The sequence below is a fragment of the Enterobacter sp. 6722112 genome (assembly GCF_058661685.1).
In genome coordinates, this window is sequence record NZ_JBZWGR010000007.1 from 3,135,662 (window position 1) to 3,152,762 (window position 17,101).

General features: G+C 50.3%; 15 protein-coding genes and 1 pseudogene. 4 read left to right on the forward strand and 12 right to left on the reverse strand.

What is annotated here, in order from left to right:
• Nucleotides 1–11: 11 nt before the first annotated feature.
• From lepA to AC4OVU_RS16380, 4 genes are all read right to left on the reverse strand, one after another.
• Complete coding sequence (lepA, locus tag AC4OVU_RS16365) at nt 12–1,817, reverse strand: translation elongation factor 4 (protein WP_003860714.1); 1,806 nt, start codon at nt 1,815–1,817, stop codon at nt 12–14.
• A gap of 204 nt (nt 1,818–2,021) precedes the next feature.
• Complete coding sequence (locus AC4OVU_RS16370; RefSeq protein ID WP_165768118.1) at nt 2,022–2,195, reverse strand: hypothetical protein; 174 nt, start codon at nt 2,193–2,195, stop codon at nt 2,022–2,024.
• A gap of 830 nt (nt 2,196–3,025) precedes the next feature.
• Nucleotides 3,026–3,727: an RNA-guided endonuclease InsQ/TnpB family protein gene (locus AC4OVU_RS16375; protein WP_491928751.1), complete on the reverse strand. Its 702-nt coding sequence runs from the start codon at nt 3,725–3,727 to the stop codon at nt 3,026–3,028.
• A gap of 144 nt (nt 3,728–3,871) precedes the next feature.
• Nucleotides 3,872–5,884, reverse strand: coding sequence for a flagellin N-terminal helical domain-containing protein (locus AC4OVU_RS16380; protein WP_110292911.1), 2,013 nt, complete (start codon nt 5,882–5,884; stop codon nt 3,872–3,874).
• Between the two features lie 479 nt (nt 5,885–6,363).
• On the opposite strand from AC4OVU_RS16380, the gene AC4OVU_RS16385 reads away from it, so the two are divergent.
• A complete protein-coding gene (locus AC4OVU_RS16385; protein ID WP_487249846.1) occupies nt 6,364–6,456 on the forward strand; it encodes a hypothetical protein in 93 nt (30 codons plus the stop codon).
• A 186-nt stretch (nt 6,457–6,642) separates the two neighbouring features.
• On the opposite strand, the gene AC4OVU_RS16390 is transcribed toward AC4OVU_RS16385, so the two are convergent.
• Entirely contained in the window at nt 6,643–7,065 is a 423-nt protein-coding gene (locus AC4OVU_RS16390) for a hypothetical protein (RefSeq protein ID WP_006811569.1), read from the reverse strand.
• Between the two features lie 116 nt (nt 7,066–7,181).
• Nucleotides 7,182–7,730, reverse strand: coding sequence for a recombinase family protein (locus AC4OVU_RS16395; RefSeq protein ID WP_129541656.1), 549 nt, complete (start codon nt 7,728–7,730; stop codon nt 7,182–7,184).
• A gap of 377 nt (nt 7,731–8,107) precedes the next feature.
• Here AC4OVU_RS16395 and AC4OVU_RS16400 point away from each other — a divergent pair, with 377 nt between their 5' ends.
• Nucleotides 8,108–9,268: a tyrosine-type recombinase/integrase gene (locus AC4OVU_RS16400; protein ID WP_258364715.1), complete on the forward strand. Its 1,161-nt coding sequence runs from the start codon at nt 8,108–8,110 to the stop codon at nt 9,266–9,268.
• Here the strand turns inward: AC4OVU_RS16400 and AC4OVU_RS16405 are convergent.
• The 5 genes and pseudogenes from AC4OVU_RS16405 to rpoE all read right to left on the reverse strand — a co-directional run.
• Nucleotides 9,234–9,695, reverse strand: a pseudogene (locus AC4OVU_RS16405) (phage tail fiber protein); the annotation flags it as partial. The gene AC4OVU_RS16400 and the pseudogene AC4OVU_RS16405 overlap by 35 nt on opposite strands.
• 478 nt (nt 9,696–10,173) lie before the next feature.
• Complete coding sequence (rseC, locus tag AC4OVU_RS16410) at nt 10,174–10,650, reverse strand: SoxR-reducing system protein RseC (protein ID WP_006811609.1); 477 nt, start codon at nt 10,648–10,650, stop codon at nt 10,174–10,176.
• Complete coding sequence (gene rseB, locus AC4OVU_RS16415) at nt 10,647–11,600, reverse strand: sigma-E factor regulatory protein RseB (RefSeq protein ID WP_003860717.1); 954 nt, start codon at nt 11,598–11,600, stop codon at nt 10,647–10,649. The genes rseC and rseB overlap by 4 nt, the downstream gene beginning before the upstream one ends.
• Nucleotides 11,600–12,250: an anti-sigma-E factor RseA gene (gene rseA, locus AC4OVU_RS16420; RefSeq protein ID WP_015572138.1), complete on the reverse strand. Its 651-nt coding sequence runs from the start codon at nt 12,248–12,250 to the stop codon at nt 11,600–11,602. The genes rseB and rseA overlap by 1 nt, the downstream gene beginning before the upstream one ends.
• 31 nt (nt 12,251–12,281) lie before the next feature.
• The gene (gene rpoE, locus AC4OVU_RS16425; protein ID WP_006176728.1) at nt 12,282–12,857 is read right to left on the reverse strand and encodes an RNA polymerase sigma factor RpoE; all 576 of its coding nucleotides are present in this window, start codon (nt 12,855–12,857) and stop codon (nt 12,282–12,284) included.
• A gap of 425 nt (nt 12,858–13,282) precedes the next feature.
• Here rpoE and nadB point away from each other — a divergent pair, with 425 nt between their 5' ends.
• Entirely contained in the window at nt 13,283–14,902 is a 1,620-nt protein-coding gene (gene nadB, locus AC4OVU_RS16430) for an L-aspartate oxidase (RefSeq protein WP_017692868.1), read from the forward strand.
• Here the strand turns inward: nadB and trmN are convergent.
• Nucleotides 14,887–15,624 carry a tRNA(1)(Val) (adenine(37)-N(6))-methyltransferase TrmN gene (gene trmN, locus AC4OVU_RS16435; protein ID WP_017383553.1) on the reverse strand — a complete coding sequence of 246 codons (738 nt, stop codon included), beginning with the start codon at nt 15,622–15,624 and terminating at the stop codon, nt 14,887–14,889. The two genes, nadB and trmN, sit on opposite strands and share 16 nt — an antisense overlap.
• 132 nt (nt 15,625–15,756) lie before the next feature.
• On the opposite strand from trmN, the gene srmB reads away from it, so the two are divergent.
• Nucleotides 15,757–17,085, forward strand: a complete 1,329-nt coding sequence (gene srmB, locus AC4OVU_RS16440) for an ATP-dependent RNA helicase SrmB (protein WP_017383554.1) — start codon at nt 15,757–15,759, stop codon at nt 17,083–17,085.
• The last annotated feature ends 16 nt before the right edge of the window (nt 17,086–17,101 follow it).

A 17,101-nucleotide genomic window follows, 5' to 3' on the forward strand; every position in this document is an offset into this window, starting at 1 on the left:
ACTCCTTAAGGTTATTTACCGTTACCGTCTTTACCAACATGAAGGATGGCAAGGAATGCTTCCTGCGGCAGCTCAACGTTACCGACCTGCTTCATACGCTTCTTACCTTCTTTCTGCTTCTGCAACAGCTTTTTCTTACGGCTGACGTCGCCGCCGTAGCACTTAGCCAGAACGTTTTTACGCAGCTGCTTCACGGTTGAACGGGCAATGATGTGGTTACCAATGGCCGCCTGAATCGCAATGTCAAACTGCTGACGCGGGATCAGATCTTTCATCTTCTCAACCAGCTCACGACCACGGTACGGTGCGTTATCGTTGTGGGTGATCAGCGCCAGCGCATCCACACGCTCGCCGTTGATCAGCACGTCCACACGAACCATGTTCGAGGCCTGGAAGCGTTTGAAGTTGTAGTCCAGCGACGCATAGCCACGGGAGGTAGACTTCAGACGGTCGAAGAAGTCGAGCACCACTTCTGCCATCGGAATTTCATAGGTCAGCGCCACCTGGTTACCGTGGTAAACCATGTTGGTCTGCACGCCACGCTTCTCAATACACAGGGTGATCACGTTACCGAGGAACTCCTGCGGCAGCAGCATGTGACACTCTGCGATTGGCTCGCGCAGTTCCTGAATATTATTCAGCGGCGGGAGCTTGGACGGGCTGTCGACGTAGATCACCTCTTTCGAGGTGGTTTCTACTTCGTAGACAACCGTCGGGGCGGTGGTGATCAGATCCAGATCGTATTCACGCTCCAGACGTTCCTGAATGATCTCCATGTGCAGCAGACCGAGGAAGCCACAGCGGAAGCCAAAGCCCAGCGCCGTTGAGCTTTCTGGCTCGTAGAACAGGGAGGCATCGTTGAGGCTCAGCTTTCCGAGCGCATCGCGGAAGTTTTCGTAATCGTCAGAGCTGACCGGGAACAGACCCGCATAAACCTGCGGTTTCACCTTTTTGAAGCCTGGCAGCGCTTTATCTGCCGGGTTACGTGCACCGGTCAGGGTATCACCCACCGGCGCGCCGAGGATGTCTTTAATGGCACAGACCAGCCAGCCCACTTCGCCGCATTTCAGTTCGGTACGGTCAACCTGTTTTGGCGTGAAGATGCCCAGACGGTCAGCGTTGTAGACCTGGCCGGTGCTCATGACCTTGATTTTGTCGCCTTTACGCATTGTGCCGTTTTTAATACGCACCAGCGAGACAACGCCGAGGTAGTTATCAAACCAGGAGTCGATGATCAGCGCCTGTAGCGGCGCATCCGGGTCGCCTTCCGGCGGCGGAATATCACGCACCAGACGTTCCAGTACGTCCGGAACACCGACACCGGTTTTCGCCGAGCAGCGCACTGCATCGGTCGCATCAATACCGACGATGTCTTCAATCTCTTCCGCTACGCGCTCAGGATCGGCGGCTGGCAGGTCGATTTTATTCAGAACCGGCACCACTTCGAGATCCATTTCCATGGCGGTGTAGCAGTTTGCCAGCGTCTGGGCCTCTACGCCCTGCCCGGCATCCACCACCAGCAGCGCGCCTTCGCAGGCCGCCAGCGAGCGTGACACTTCATAAGAGAAGTCAACGTGCCCTGGGGTGTCGATAAAGTTCAGCTGATAGGTTTCACCATCGGAAGCTTTATAGTCGAGCGTCACGCTCTGCGCTTTGATGGTAATACCGCGTTCGCGTTCCAGGTCCATGGAGTCCAGAACCTGGGCTGCCATTTCACGATCAGACAGGCCACCGCAAATCTGGATAATACGGTCAGACAGCGTCGACTTACCGTGGTCAATGTGAGCAATGATGGAGAAATTTCTTATGTTCTTCATATGTATGGATTTATTTACTCGCTATGCGGATTAAATCTTCTTGATGGACACAGCGGTGGACACTCCACAGTAACTACCCCATCAACGACTGGCATGCATATTACACTGTAGCGCCCAAATCGTCAGCATACGATCTCCTGTTCATTGAGTGATAACGAGTGCCTACAGTTAAGCAATGTAAATTAAATTGTTGGGCAGTCATCATCACCCAGCGCGCGGTTGATGAAGAACGTCACTCTGCCAAGCACCTCCCCCTTCCAGAGCAGCACCTTCGCTCGCTTCGCCATCATCTGTCATGAGTGACAGCCCCATCAGATTGGCAAACTGTGTGTGGCAGTCGCACAGAATCAACAACACATCACTTGGCGTCTTCTTCATTACAGGTTCGATTACCGCAAAGCCTTTATCAGTTTCGAAGCTCGCTCTGCAACTCTTACTATCGCCCCATCACCGGCCATTCGCCGCCCGTTTTGCATAAGACGGGCGGCAGTTTACTTTACTCGTTCTATTAAGGATATTGCATGTTTTACTCAGCTTTTTTTATCTTCTTTTTCTGCCTCGTAAATTGCTCCTATACTTCAATTTTCACTCATTGTTCCGTACACAGCCAATAGAGCAGTCAAGTAATTCTATTTTGTAAACAAGCTTGGTAACCTGAGTCTGTCGCTGACCCAGTAAGTTTTAAGCCTATTTTCAAGAATCACTGAGGGGAGGTACTAGTTGAGATACCGAGTAGTTTATAAATTACGTTTTGAGTTAGCTTTTAGCTTTCACAACCGAAAACTCGCAAATCCATTTCAACACACTTATATACTTCCGCTTGTAAAGTATTGGACCAGACGTTGACATTCTCAATAACAATCAAGAGATTCTTGCTTCAACGGAAGTTGAATTAACCTTCCTCCACAAGCATAAACGACATGCCCTGCCGCTTAAAATTCATCACATAGTACAACATCATCACGGAAAAAAACCGTTACAAGAGTTTACTTTCTCGGCGAATAATTTCACCACCCAGCCACTCTTGTTTGTATATCAACTGCCTGACAAATTCGTATCTCATACTCAGAGTCTTATCGTTCTTGGCAGATACAGAATCCATCAAGTTCACAACCTCAACAACTGCGTGATTTTTACAAATTGCCGTGGTTGCTTTATGGATATTATCGAGTCTTATCCTTGCTGCCTTTGATTTTACTCTGTCAATTTTACCTTTGGTTTTTAGCCAATTTTGGCTGTGTTTCTTTCTTCTGGTCAAGTGTTTTATTAAGACGGATTAATTTTTTCTTTTCTTCCGCTTGGTAAGTGTTATCACCGCCGCCCCCAGATGACAGATGAACGCTATCCACATTATTAAGTACAATTGTAGATTTGATATCAGAGGGGTGTATTGGATCAGGGACTGTTTGCTCTGTATTAAAACTGATATACCACTTCCCCTGATTCAGGGAAATAGTTGCGTTTTTTAAATCACCAATGATTTCACGACTCTTGCGATACTTTACCCAGCCGACTTTAGGAAGAGATACCAATTTTTTTTCTTGATCTACTCTAACCCTTTGGCATGGTATACGGAAAGAATCATGCCGACCTTTCTTTTTAAACTTTGGATATTGTGATTTGCCGGTAAAAAAGTTTCTGAATGCTCTGTCTAAATCTCTTAACGATTGCTGTAAACACTGAGAAGGGGCTTCTTTCAACCAAGAAAGGCTCTCTTCATTCTTCCATTCAACCAATTCAGAAGCCAGCTGAATGTAGCCTATGAATTTTTTACCAGAACGGTAATTCTCGTTAAGAAGAGCAAGGCCTTTGTTGTAAACAAAACGACAGGAGCCAGCAAAGGCCAAAAAGTCTGATAACTGACCTTTGTTAGGTTCAAGCAAAAATTTGAATGCCTGTTTTTTAATCACAACTGGACCTGTGTAAACGGAGCGAAACTGGTTAAATGCTAAATCATCGTGCGAGCGTTGATTAAAGGATTTGACTACTTTTAACGACCTTATTCAACCAATAAAAAGCCCCACATATATGGGGCTTTGACACTTAATTTGAAATTAGCCTTGCAGCAGAGACAGAACCTGCTGAGGAACCTGGTTAGCTTTGGACAGCACGGAGTTACCAGCCTGCTGGATGATCTGCGCTTTGGACATGTTGGACACTTCGGTCGCATAGTCCGCATCCTGAATACGGGACTGCGCTTCAGACAGGTTGGTAGTGGTGTTGTTCAGGTTGGTTACTGCAGAAACCAGACGGTTTTGTACAGCACCCAGGGAAGAACGGAATTTGTCGATCTGGCTGATTGCATCGTCCAGCGCTTTCAGTGGATCGGCAGTAGAGGTGGAAGCGGTGGTAGCTTCGGTGGTCAACTTACCATCAGCAGTTTCATAAATGGTACCGCCAGTGCTGTTGGTGATAGCACCGTTCTTCTGTTCAAAGTAGGTCACATCTTTTGTCGGCTCGCTGGAAAGCGCACCGTCGTCAACATAAACATCGTCATTGGCAGCATCTTTAACAACACCTGCGGTAACGGTGTGAGTGGCTGTACCTGTACCACCCAGATCAAGGGTGAAGTTTGCACCTTTAGTCAGGTTGGCCATGCCTTCAGCACTTACATGTGCATTGGTGATATTAACAGTGTCAACTTTAGCCAGGCTGGTGAAGTCAGCGCTGCCAGTAGTGCTATAAACAGTGTTCTGACTGGTACCTGATGCGACGGTCATAGTCGCTGTTTTACCATTAGCAATTAATGCGTCTAATGTTGCAGCTGTATTCCCCGCTGCAGTAGCAGTGAAGCCACCAGTTGTTGCATCAAGATAAAGCGCACTACCGTCAGCCGCAGTGATATTACCATTATTAGCAACCATAATATCGGTTGCCGCGCCACCGTCGATGCTCACTTTGGCAGCAAATGCGCCATCCGCCAGAATCTGGGCATTTGTTGAAGTCTGACTGCCGGCACCTTCTGAACTCACAGACATCCCGGAAGCAGCACCGGACGTAAGAATGATTTTAGTCTTAACACCAACAGGAACTGCGCCAGTCGAGTCGCTGTTTGAAATTAATCCGTCCCAAGTTGCAGCAGCATCGCCACCCGCATTGGTTTTCGTCAGGTTACCTTGCTTATCTAAATACAGCGTCGCGTTATCATCTGCCGCAGTGATTTTACCATCCTGGGAGATGTTAACTTTCTGATCTTTACCACCGATCGTAACCGTTGCCTGAGAAGAATCCCCTGTATTTGGGTTAATAATGCTTAGTGTCTTTGCTGAATCTGCGCCTGTCGCATCGAAGCTGTATGATTTGCTTGCCGCGTCATATTTGTAACCTGCGGTTGCAGCCACACCGAACGCATTTGCGCCGCCGCCAGTGATAACGGATTTATCTGAGATATTTGCTAATAAATCAGAAGCTGATGCCTTACTGTTAGCAATGGTGTTCTTATAATCAGTCACACCATTCGCATCTGTAGTGCCTTTAGTAAAACCAGCTAATTTCAGATCGTCAGCTGTTGCTTTGGTATTCGCTACTTCACCTTTACCGTTAACGTTAAATCCAGTCAGGTTTAAAGTAGAGGAATCAATTTTTTTCAGGTCAATTGTGATGGTTTCACCATCGTTCGCACCAACCTGAATTTTCATGGAACCGTCTTTTGCCAGCACGTTCACGCCGTTGAACTGGGTCTGGCCGGATACGCGGTCAATTTCGTCCAGACGGGATTTGATTTCGTCCTGGATTGAGTTCAGATCGGATTCAGAGTTAGTACCAGTAGAAGACTGAACAGTCAGCTCACGGATACGCTGTAAGTTGTTGTTGATTTCAGACAATGCGCCTTCAGTGGTCTGTGCAACGGAGATACCGTCGTTGGCGTTACGCGCAGCCTGAGTCAGACCTTTGATGTTAGAGGTGAAGCGGTTGGCAATCGCCTGGCCAGCAGCATCATCTTTTGCGCTGTTGATACGCAGACCGGAAGACAGACGCTCAATGGCAGTAGACATTGAAGACTGGTTTTTGTTGATGTTGTTCTGAGTGAGCAACGAGAGGCTGTTGGTATTGATGACTTGTGCCATGATAGTAATTCCTATTTGACTGAACTTAAATTAAGTTTACGGCTTCCACCATTTGGCTCCTGCGCCGCTATGTTCACTATCGGCAAAGTATTCTGGACCTTTAGAAGAAAAAGTGAAAACCGTCCCCATCTGCTTTCAGGCCCCAAGCAAAACAGAACTGTATGCTTGTGATAAGTTCGTCTTAACGCCCTTCAATCCACCATAATAAAGCCATATAATTCAATAAGTTGAGCATCGTAAATAAACTATCTCGTTTGACAAACTGGCTCCCTCTTATAAACCTCTAATCTCTTCATTTCTCAGCACTCAACAAGCGAGCATAACCCGATGCTCCGATGGTAAGACCTATCCAAGGCGCAAATGCTTAGCTATCTCATCGGATGGCACCTTGTTTTATCTGTCTTTTTTAGTAGGTGTATGTAAGATGGTTTTACATTACAGTCATTCTCTGTCTAATACATGATCAGGAGATTTGTTCAGTGAATGTTTCTGCCCGTTTTGTTATACTATTAAATCTTGCATGCGCTGCTTTATTATTTACTCTACTCAATGCCAGGTTTGATTTATTCTGATCAGGATCTCATTTTACTTACTCGAAATCCCTCCTAAGATTCATGCATGTACATATCTTACATCCAATCGAGTAGTAAATCGAAAATCATCAGGGAGAATAATGACTTGATAAAGGACGTGATCATTGACCATCGTCCTAACTTTCCATAAACAGGTGGGTATTTAGTGTATGAACCCTCGTCCAACTAGTTCCTTCCGATTACCCTTAAAGCACTTTTCATGGTGATGTTTTTCCTTGTTACATATTTGGATGCTTGTTTTAAGGCATTATTCATTGCTATTACAGTCACAGGCCTAGCTAACCCTTTAACTCGATTTGATCTACTCTGGAAAACATAAATATCAGAAGGATTGCAATCCTTTCTGTACGCAATTAACTTAGAAAGCAATAAATTTAATCTAATTGTTCGTGGCTCAAATTTTGGAGTTCCAGCCAAGTGCAGCATGTCATCTTCGATATCGGAATATCTAATAGTAATCACCCTGCTGCCTTCAGCACGGAGAGAAAACAATGTTAACCATAAGTCTGCCCATGTTGATGAGATTTTAGACAATTCAAAGTGAATAGCCCTAAACTCTTCAGGTGTAATAGAATCTGTTTTTGCCATGAATACCCCCAATGCTCAACCCAACCGCTTACCAAAATTTCAACAACTTTATTACATTATTTCAATACTTTATTACGAAAATTGGATTAAATGTTCAATATTTTTTTCCTCTACCCCTACCGCGCCGGAAATTTTTTATACAAGGTGCACACCGCAACGTCGTAAATAATCGCCACCTGCTTTCTGTCCATTCCGTTTGCGATCAGCCTGCCAGCCTGCGCCCATTGCTCAGGGGTTAACTTCGGCCTTCTGCCGCCTATGCGCCCTTTCTCCCGGGCTGCCGCCAGTCCTGCCCGGGTGCGTTCCACGATTAACTCCCTCTCCATCTCGGCCAGGGCTGACATGATATGAAAAATGAAGCGCCCCATCGGGCTTGATGTATCAAAACTGTCCGTGAGGCTCTTAAAGTGGATACCGCGCTGCCGGAGTTCGTCCACCAGCAGCACCAGATTTCGCATGCTGCGCCCAAGGCGATCCAGCTTCCAGACCACCAGCGTATCCCCCTCATTCAATGCCCTAAGAAGCTTTTTGAGTGCTGGCCGGTTTGCCACTGTTCCGCTCATTTTTTCTTCGAAAATCTGTTCACATCCTGCGCGTTCGAGTGCTTGCCGCTGAAGATCAGTATTTTGCTCATTTGTTGACACCCTTACATAGCCAATTTGCATATTTTTCACCCAATAAATTCTGCAAAAAAATCAGGTGAAGTTATCGGCCATGCCGCCTCGTGGCAATCTATAAAACGTCAGGCTAAGAACAGCGGCCTCCAGGAATTCGTAAGGCATAATTATTTAACTATATGAAGAACATACGTAACTTTTCGATCATTGCTCACATCGATAATTGATACCCCGCCAGCCTCCGCAAACCTCCGACAAAAACGCCTCAAGATCCCCATCAAATCAGCCTTTCCAAAAATTATACTGTTTGCATGTACAGTCAACCTACGACATCATAAGTCATGGTTTTTGTGTCCACCAGTGCGTCCATATCCTATGATGGACACATAACCCCCCGTTCTGATGGACACACGCAGGGACAAATCATGGCTATTTCAGATAGTTATCTAAAGTCGTGCCTTGGGCGCGAACGAGACAAAGTTGAAGAAAAGGCAGACCGTGATGGTCTGTGGGTACGTATCTCCAAAAAGGGGGCCGTTACTTTTTTCTACCGATTCCGCTTCCTGGGTAAACAGGACAAGATGACGATCGGCAGCTATCCGGAGTTCGGTTTAAAGGCTGCGCGCGATGAAGTGGCTAAGTGGGCCGCTATTCTTGCCCGTGGCGAAAACCCAAGGATCAGGCAAAGCCTCGACAAAGCCAAGATTAATAGCCAGTACACCTTCGAAGAGCTGTTCCGTGAATGGCACTCAATGGTCTGCATTCAGAAAGAATCAGCCGGGCAGGTCCTCCGCTCGTTTGAACTGCACGTTTTCCCCAAGCTCGGGAAATACCCTGCGCATCAGCTCACGTTACACAACTGGCTCACTGTCCTGGACAGATTGGCCCAGGGTTACAGCGAGATCACCCGGCGCGTGATCAGCAACGGCCGACAGTGTTATTCCTGGGCAGTGAAACGGCAGCTGCTGGAAGTTAACCCGCTGTCAGAAATGTCTGGGCGTGATTTCGGCATCCAGAAACAAATGGGTGAGCGAACCCTGGACCGTAAAGAACTGGCGATTGTCTGGCGAGCCATTGAGGATTCCCGACTCATTGAGCGAAACAAGATCCTCTATAAATTGTCACTGATATGGGCGTGCACGTTAAAAGCCGCTTCTCCGGTTGCCCGTGTTGTGAAAAGCCAGGATGAATGTCAGCGCGCTGATATAGCAGAGGACGGTTTTTTCTGGTGCGGCTGTGGGACGGCGAACGCTGAGGCAGAGGGAATAACCATTTCTCGCCTCGAGGTGGGCGTTTACGTGCTGGCTGGTTCGGCAGGCCTGGCATCCGAGGGATGGCAGCTACTGCCACCGATGGACCCCGGCGGCATGGGAGAACTGGGCGTGGTTGAGGACGAGCAAACCGACAGCGGCGGGCTGACAATCCGCCTGTTTAAGCGAAAATACCTGCTGGGCGATGACGGGGAGATCGTCAAAACGAAAGGGGAACCGATGGACGTACCGGTGAACAGCTGGATCGATGTTCGCCTGGATATGCCTAATGATTCTGCCTTTAATCAGCGGATGAGTCAGGAACTTCAGCCATAGCCGCACACTGATTCCAGATGCTGTTTTGCGGCATTTGAACACGTACAGAGACAAATTGGTCAGAAGGGATGTCGACAGGGTCGCCTTCATTGATACCCTGCAGCTCGTTCCTGGCGAACTCTGGCGCTACAGGATGCGTGCGGTGATATGTTTTCACTAACACCGAACCGTCAGCATGAACCTCATAATCGAGCCAGATGAGGGGCTGCTTGTTGCGGTCGGTAGGTATGTCAAAACCGCCGTCAATGCCGCCCCATGCAGCGTCGGAGTTCAGCCCCTCACAGCCTTCTACCAGATATTCACCTGTGGCCAGACGGGTTACGGTGCAGCCTTCTGATTCGAGATTAGTCTGATATCTACCGTCGCTGAAAACCTTAACGACTGGTGAGGCCGTTTTGAGGAACCCATTGCTATCGACTGTTGTGTTAAGTGAGGTCTTTACTATTGCGCGCCACTGCTGGCTAGAATTGTTTATTTTGTTAAAGTGAATTTCACCATCAGTGCGGATAAACATATTAAATCTTGTTGTATTAGAACCTGTACCATCAGAGCTGTACGTTAACCCTAAGCCTACTCCCCAGTTTCCAAAATAGTTGTAACCTGCCGCTCCTGACTGCCTGTAAAAATTGTATCGACCGAAATTAACAATATTGGCATCTCCGTTCAGAACAGTAAGAGCTCCGGCACCAAAGCAACCGGTGCCGTCATAACTTGACGTAAGCACTTGCCCGTTTTCTATTCCTACATCTTTAGTTGCCGATGTTCCCAAACCGACGTTTTTCAGTGCGAAAACGCAGCATTCTACACTACATCCTCGTCAGCTGGAAATGCACTTAGAGCCAGGTATAGCGCGAAGAGACGGCGTTTTCTTTATTGCGATGTAAATAATAATAAAGCCCGGCAGATTACCGGGCCTCAGAAGAGAGCGTCTCAACACGAAGTTGGTCGGGTGCCAGTGCAACGCTGAGGATAACGGGCTGCCACGCTTCCCGGGCGGCAAGCCTTGGGGAAACGCCTTTAGCAAGCCAGAACCCGCCCACGCCGCCCAAAGCGGCACCGCACATGGCGGCCAAATCTGTGCCGAACAGCATCTGGAAAACCCCGCCCATCACGAACAGACCTGCCAGCGGAGAAAGGTAAACCAGCATGGCGGAAGTGAGCAGGCTACCTTCAGCGATGCCCAGCTCCACTTTTTGCCCTGCCACCAGCGGCTGATCGCTCGGCACAGCAATAGTGTGCGACGTTTGCGGCCCCAGCTTATTCAACACGCGGCTGCCGCAACCGGCTCGCGAAGCGCAGCTGCTGCATGATGCTTTAACGTCACAGCTGACAAGCGCTACGCCATCCTGCCAGGATACGACCGTGGCCCACTCTTTAATCATTGCGCAGCCCTGAATTTAATGCTGTCTGAAATACGTTTTGCCGTTGGCGGCGGTAATTCACCGACAATGGTAATTTCCGCATTATCGCGCACCGTCGTGCTGACCGTCCGGCGACCGGTACGGAGCATCTGTTCGGAACTGTTCGCCGTAGCGCGATTGATATTCACCGAGAAGCTAAACAGCCCATCGGAATAGAGTCGCGACTCAACTGGTGTTTCGATGGTTGGGAGCTGGCGACGGCTGCTGGAAACTTCGCTGAACCCTTGCGGGATCCAGGATGGTACCCAGTTAAAATTGACAGAATCGCCGGCAGGCACGGAAAGCAAAGGCGGCAGGCTGGCTTTGGCCAGATTCTGCATGCTGTTGCCAACCTGACTGTTCACATCGAAGGAGATCACGCGGAACTGCTCCAGCGTCTCACCGTCGCGATCGAGCAGATCAACGCGCATCGGCAGCTTCGTCTCTGCGTCAATCCAGACGATATAGCTGTAACGTGTCCCATCCCGCGCAACAACGCGGATCACTTCGCACAGCCTGTCGGCAATACGCGTTCGCCCCACCGAGATAAAATCATAGTAGGGGGCGAGACGTTTAAAATCGGTGTAAATGAGCGACGGCAGGGAGTCAACGATGTAGTCACCATTGAGCGTAAACGGCTCAAGGCCAGGCTCGAAATAGCTGATTTCGTTCCCACGCTGGACCACTTCCCGACGCGGGCCATCCATCTGTAAAAGCTGGGCGAGCGGCTGGTTATCAAGGCGGGCGTGGCGATAGCGTAACGATTCGACACCCTGCTTATTGATGCTGATAAATGCCAACTCGTAATTGAGTGACTGGCTGGCCAGATTCATTTGCTGCAACAACGCCCCGGATGAAACATCAGCCGAGGCGTTAGCAGAGAAGAACAGGCTACCCGCCATCAAAGACATGGCGAACCAAAGTTGCTTCATTACTGCGATTGCGTTCCTAAAGTTTGGTTTCCTGGCACCTGCACAGCAGCCTGCTGGGTTTGGGCCTGCTCAAACTGAAGCTGCTCGGAGTGCAGACGGCGCTGCAACTCGTAATCCTGCAACATCGCATTAATGCGACGGCGCTGCTCCTGTACCTGCTGTTGCTGTCCGCCGCTTGCGGAGGCATCTGCCGGTACGCCCAGGCTAACCGGGCTGGCTTTACCCATCATCGGCAGCGTATTGAACACTGGCGCTTCAGGCTGCTGATTGGCTTCAGACTGAGTATTATAGTGCTGGACCCCAACGATAACTGCAAGCGATACGCACGCAGCGACCCCCATTTGGGTGAGCTGGCTGGCCCATGGACGCACCTTGTGCCAGAACGGCATTTTCTGCCATTGGTGAGGTGCAGGCTGCGCTTCAGGAATCAGCGGCGTGGTCTGATGAACAGGTTCGTTCTCAATGGCCGCCATAACGCGTGCTGAGATATCGAAATGGAGAACCTCGCTGGTATCACCGCGCAGAGAGTCGCGGATAAGATGATAGCTCTCCCAGGTCTGTTGCATTTCGGGAGAATGAGACAACTCATCGAGCAGCTCATTATCCAGCGTTTCACCATCCATTAAAGCGGAAAGTTTTTCTTTCTGCATGCCTAATACCTTTTCCAGTATCCCGCTATCGTCAACGCCTGATAAGCGGTTGAACTTTATTATCAATGGCTTCTCGCGCACGGAAAATTCGTGAACGAACCGTGCCGACCGGACAATCCATGATGGCGGCTATCTCTTCATAGCTTAGGCCATCCAGCTCCCGTAACGTAATTGCCATGCGTAAATCTTCCGGGAGCGACTCGATCGTGCGAAAAACGATTTGTCTCAGTTCTTCTGACAACATTAAGTTCTCAGGGTTCGAAATTTCTTTCAGCGCGCCGCCACTTTCGAAGTTTTCTGCGTCGATAGCGTCAACGTCACTTGAAGGCGGACGACGGCCCTGAGCAACCAAATAATTCTTAGCCGTATTGACTGCAATACGATACAGCCAGGTATAAAAAGCACTATCCCCCCGGAATGAATCCAGCGCGCGATAGGCCTTAATAAAAGACTCTTGCACCACATCAGGAACATCGCCTGACGGTACATAGCGGGAAACCAGACTCGCTACCTTATGCTGGTAGCGCACCACCAGTAGGTTAAAAGCTTTCTGATCTCCCTTCTGGACCCGTTCAACCAGGACCTGGTCCGTTAACTGCTCGCTCATCCGAGGTAATGTCTCCCCAAACCAAATTCCACGCGTTATCGAAACGCCACTCTAACAACATTGCACTTTGAGCAAGCACCGAATTAGAGTGTCTGTTCTTCAATAAGTTCCGTAACGCCTTTGTTTTTGTTCATCGCGCCGCAGACCGTTCATTTTCTCTCATTATAAGTCTGTTCACGATACGCACCCGCTTTCTGACAAGAATCATCAACTTTATCGTCAGAAGAGTAACGCAACACAGGCTTTATTTCACCACAAAATCTGAAGCTAACGATCTGCTTCGCAAAATATTTCCGGCCATTTAGCGCAGATTTATCTTCTGGCCTTCCGTTTAGTCATTGCAACACACAACAAAAAAAACGTGCGATATCTCGCATCGCAATGCTATTCTCTCCACACCATGTTTAGTAAATTAAACAAACATCATGAACACGACGCCTGAACTTCATTGTGATGTACTGATCATCGGCAGCGGTGCTGCTGGCCTCTCCCTCGCGCTGCGCCTGGCGGAACATCAGAACGTAATCGTGCTGAGTAAAGGGCCGATGAGCGAAGGTTCCACCTTCTATGCACAAGGCGGTATTGCCGCCGTGTTTGATGAAACGGATAGTATAGCCTCGCACGTAGAAGACACCCTGATTGCCGGCGCCGGGATCGTGGATGAGCATGCGGCAGAGTTCGTCGCCAGCAATGCCCGCCACTGCGTGCAATGGCTTATCGATCAGGGCGTGCTGTTTGATACGCATGTTCAGCCTAATGGTGAAGAGAGCTATCACCTGACCCGTGAAGGCGGGCACAGCCACCGCCGTATTCTGCACGCTGCTGATGCAACCGGAAAAGCGGTTGAAACCACGCTGGTCAGCAAAGCCCTCAGCCATCCTAATATTCGGGTGCTGGAGCGCAGCAACGCCGTCGACCTGATTATTTCCGATAAGATTGGCCTGCCCGGCACGCGCCGTGTTGTCGGCGCATGGGTGTGGAATCGGAATAAAGAGAAGGTGGAAACCTGCCAGGCAAAAGCCGTTGTGCTGGCGACTGGCGGCGCCTCCAAGGTTTACCAGTACACGACTAACCCGGATATCGCCTCCGGAGACGGTATCGCCATGGCCTGGCGCGCAGGCTGCCGCGTGGCGAATATGGAGTTTAATCAATTCCATCCTACCGCCCTGTTCCACCCGCAGGCACGTAACTTCCTGTTAACTGAAGCGTTGCGCGGCGAAGGCGCGTATCTGAAGCGTCCGGACGGTTCCCGGTTTATGCCGGACTTCGACCCCCGAGGTGAACTTGCCCCGCGGGATATCGTGGCCCGCGCCATTGACCACGAGATGAAGCGGCTTGGCGTCGACTGTATGTATCTGGACATTAGCCATAAACCGGAAGACTTTATTCGCCAGCACTTCCCGATGATTTATGAAAAGCTGCTGAGTCTGGGTATTGATTTAACCCGCGATCCGGTGCCGATTGTACCTGCCGCACACTATACCTGTGGCGGGGTGATGGTTGACGATCATGGTCGTACCGACGTGGATGGTTTGTATGCGATCGGCGAGGTCAGCTACACCGGCCTGCATGGTGCGAATCGCATGGCCTCAAACTCGCTGCTGGAGTGTCTGGTGTATGGGTGGTCGGCTGCGGAAGATATTACCAAACGCATGCCCTATGCACGTCCGACAACACACTTGCCGGCATGGGATGAAAGTCGGGTAGAAAACCCGGACGAACTGGTGGTTATCCAGCATAACTGGCACGAGCTGCGGCTTTTCATGTGGGATTATGTCGGGATTGTACGCACAACGAAGCGTCTGGAACGCGCGTTACGCCGCATCATGATGTTGCAGCAGGAAATTGATGAATATTACGCCAACTTCCGCGTTTCTAATAATCTGCTGGAGCTGCGCAACCTTGTGCAGGTTGCCGAGCTGATTGTGCGCTGTGCGATGATGCGCAAAGAGAGCCGTGGCCTGCATTATACGCTGGACTATCCCGAACCGCTTGAAATGTCCGGCCCGTCGGTGTTGACGCCGCAGGTTCACATAAACAGATAAAAGGCCTGGGTCAGGGCAGTGTAATCTTCGGAATAACGCTGGTCTGGCCCACGAATGACCAACCTGTCGATAAAGCATTCCCCCTCTTTCGGCGAGAGCGCCAGCAACACGCGGTGCGGTAAGCGTCCTTCCGTATCCGAAATATCGGTACGAAGACGCAGATTCCAGCCGATCCCCCGTGCGATCTCAATGAAGGTATTACCCGTGCTTTCAGGCAAGACCACGCAGAAAAATCCCTCTTCCGAGATGAGCTCCGCCGCACTGGTCAGTAGCGCCTTGTGATCGAGCGAGCCGGTGTAACGTGCCTGCTCGCGTTCTGGCGTTCCACATTCCACGCCTGGCGTGAAATACGGCGGATTGCTGACAATCAAATCGTAACGCGCGGTTTGCTCCGACGCCCAGGTCAGGACATCGGCGCATTCTACCCTGATGCGATCTGCCCACGGAGAGTCGGCAGCGTTTTCACTTGCCTGCCGGGACGCCTGAGGATCAAGCTCAACGGCGTCGATCGTGACGTGTTCTTCCGTTCGCTGCGCCAGCATCAGCGCCTGAAGTCCGCTGCCCGTACCAATATCCAGAATGCGTTTTACACCTGCGACAGGCGCCCATGCACCCAGTAAAATACCGTCTGTACCGACTTTCATCGCACAACGATCGTGCGCCACAAAAAACTGTTTAAACGTAAAACCATCGCGGCGCAACTGCGCTTTGAGTTGAGACATGTCAGGGCAACCTTCTGAGTGAAACTGGAGTAGCATAGGGGAAAGCGAAGTGGTCGAAAAGCGATATCCATACAAACAGATGAAGATTACAGCCGTAACGTCTATAATCAGCGCCCCACACAGAGGTAGAACATGACTGTAACGACTTTTTCCGAACTTGAACTCGATGAAAGCCTGCTCAATGCCCTTGAGAGCAAAGGCTTTACACGCCCGACCGCCATTCAGGCCGCGGCCATTCCGCCTGCGCTTGAGGGCCGCGATGTGCTCGGTTCTGCGCCAACCGGCACGGGGAAGACAGCAGCCTACTTGCTGCCTGTGTTGCAGCATTTGCTCGACTTTCCGCGTAAAAAATCAGGCCCGCCGCGCATTTTGATCCTGACCCCGACCCGTGAACTGGCGATGCAGGTTGCCGAACACGCGCGTGAGCTGGCGGCGAACACCCATCTGGATATCGCGACCATCACCGGTGGCGTAGCGTATATGAACCACGCCGAAGTGTTCAGCGAAAACCAGGATATCGTTGTCGCGACGACAGGCCGTCTGCTGCAATACATAAAAGAAGAGAACTTCGACTGCCGCGCGGTGGAAACGCTGATTCTCGATGAAGCTGACCGCATGCTGGACATGGGCTTTGCCCAGGATATCGAACACATCGCGGGTGAAACGCGCTGGCGTAATCAGACAATGCTGTTCTCGGCAACCCTTGAAGGGGATGCCATTAAAGATTTCGCCGAACGTCTGCTGGAAGATCCGGTGGAAGTGTCCGCTACGCCATCGACCCGTGAGCGTAAGAAGATCCACCAGTGGTACTACCGCGCAGATAACCTTGAGCATAAGGTTGAGTTGTTGAAACACCTGCTGAAGCAGGAAGAGGCAACCCGTACCATCGTCTTCGTACGCAAACGTGAGCGCGTGCATGAGCTGGCAGAAATGCTGCGCAACGCCGGCATTAACAACTGCTATCTCGAAGGTGAAATGGCGCAGGTTAAGCGAACCGAAGGGATTAAGCGCCTGACCGATGGCCGCGTGAATGTGCTGGTTGCCACCGATGTTGCCGCGCGTGGGATCGACATCCCGGACGTGAGCCACGTAATCAACTTTGATATGCCGCGCAGCGGTGATACTTACCTGCACCGTATTGGTCGTACCGGCCGTGCGGGCCGCAAAGGTATTGCTATCTCTCTGGTAGAAGCGCACGACCATCTGCTGCTACAGAAAATTGGCCGCTACGTTGAGGAGCCGCTGAAAGCTCGCGTGATTGACGGGCTTCGTCCGACCACACGTGCGCCGAGTGAAAAAATGACGGGTAAACCGTCCAAGAAAGCGCTCGCGAAACGTGCTGAGAGAAAAGAGAAAGAAAAAGAGAAGCCGCGCGTTAAACAGCGCCACCGCGATACCAAAAATATTGGTAAGCGCCGTAAGCCAAGTTCTGCTGCGCCAGAGACAAAAACTGAAGAGTAAAAAAAAAGCCGGGACA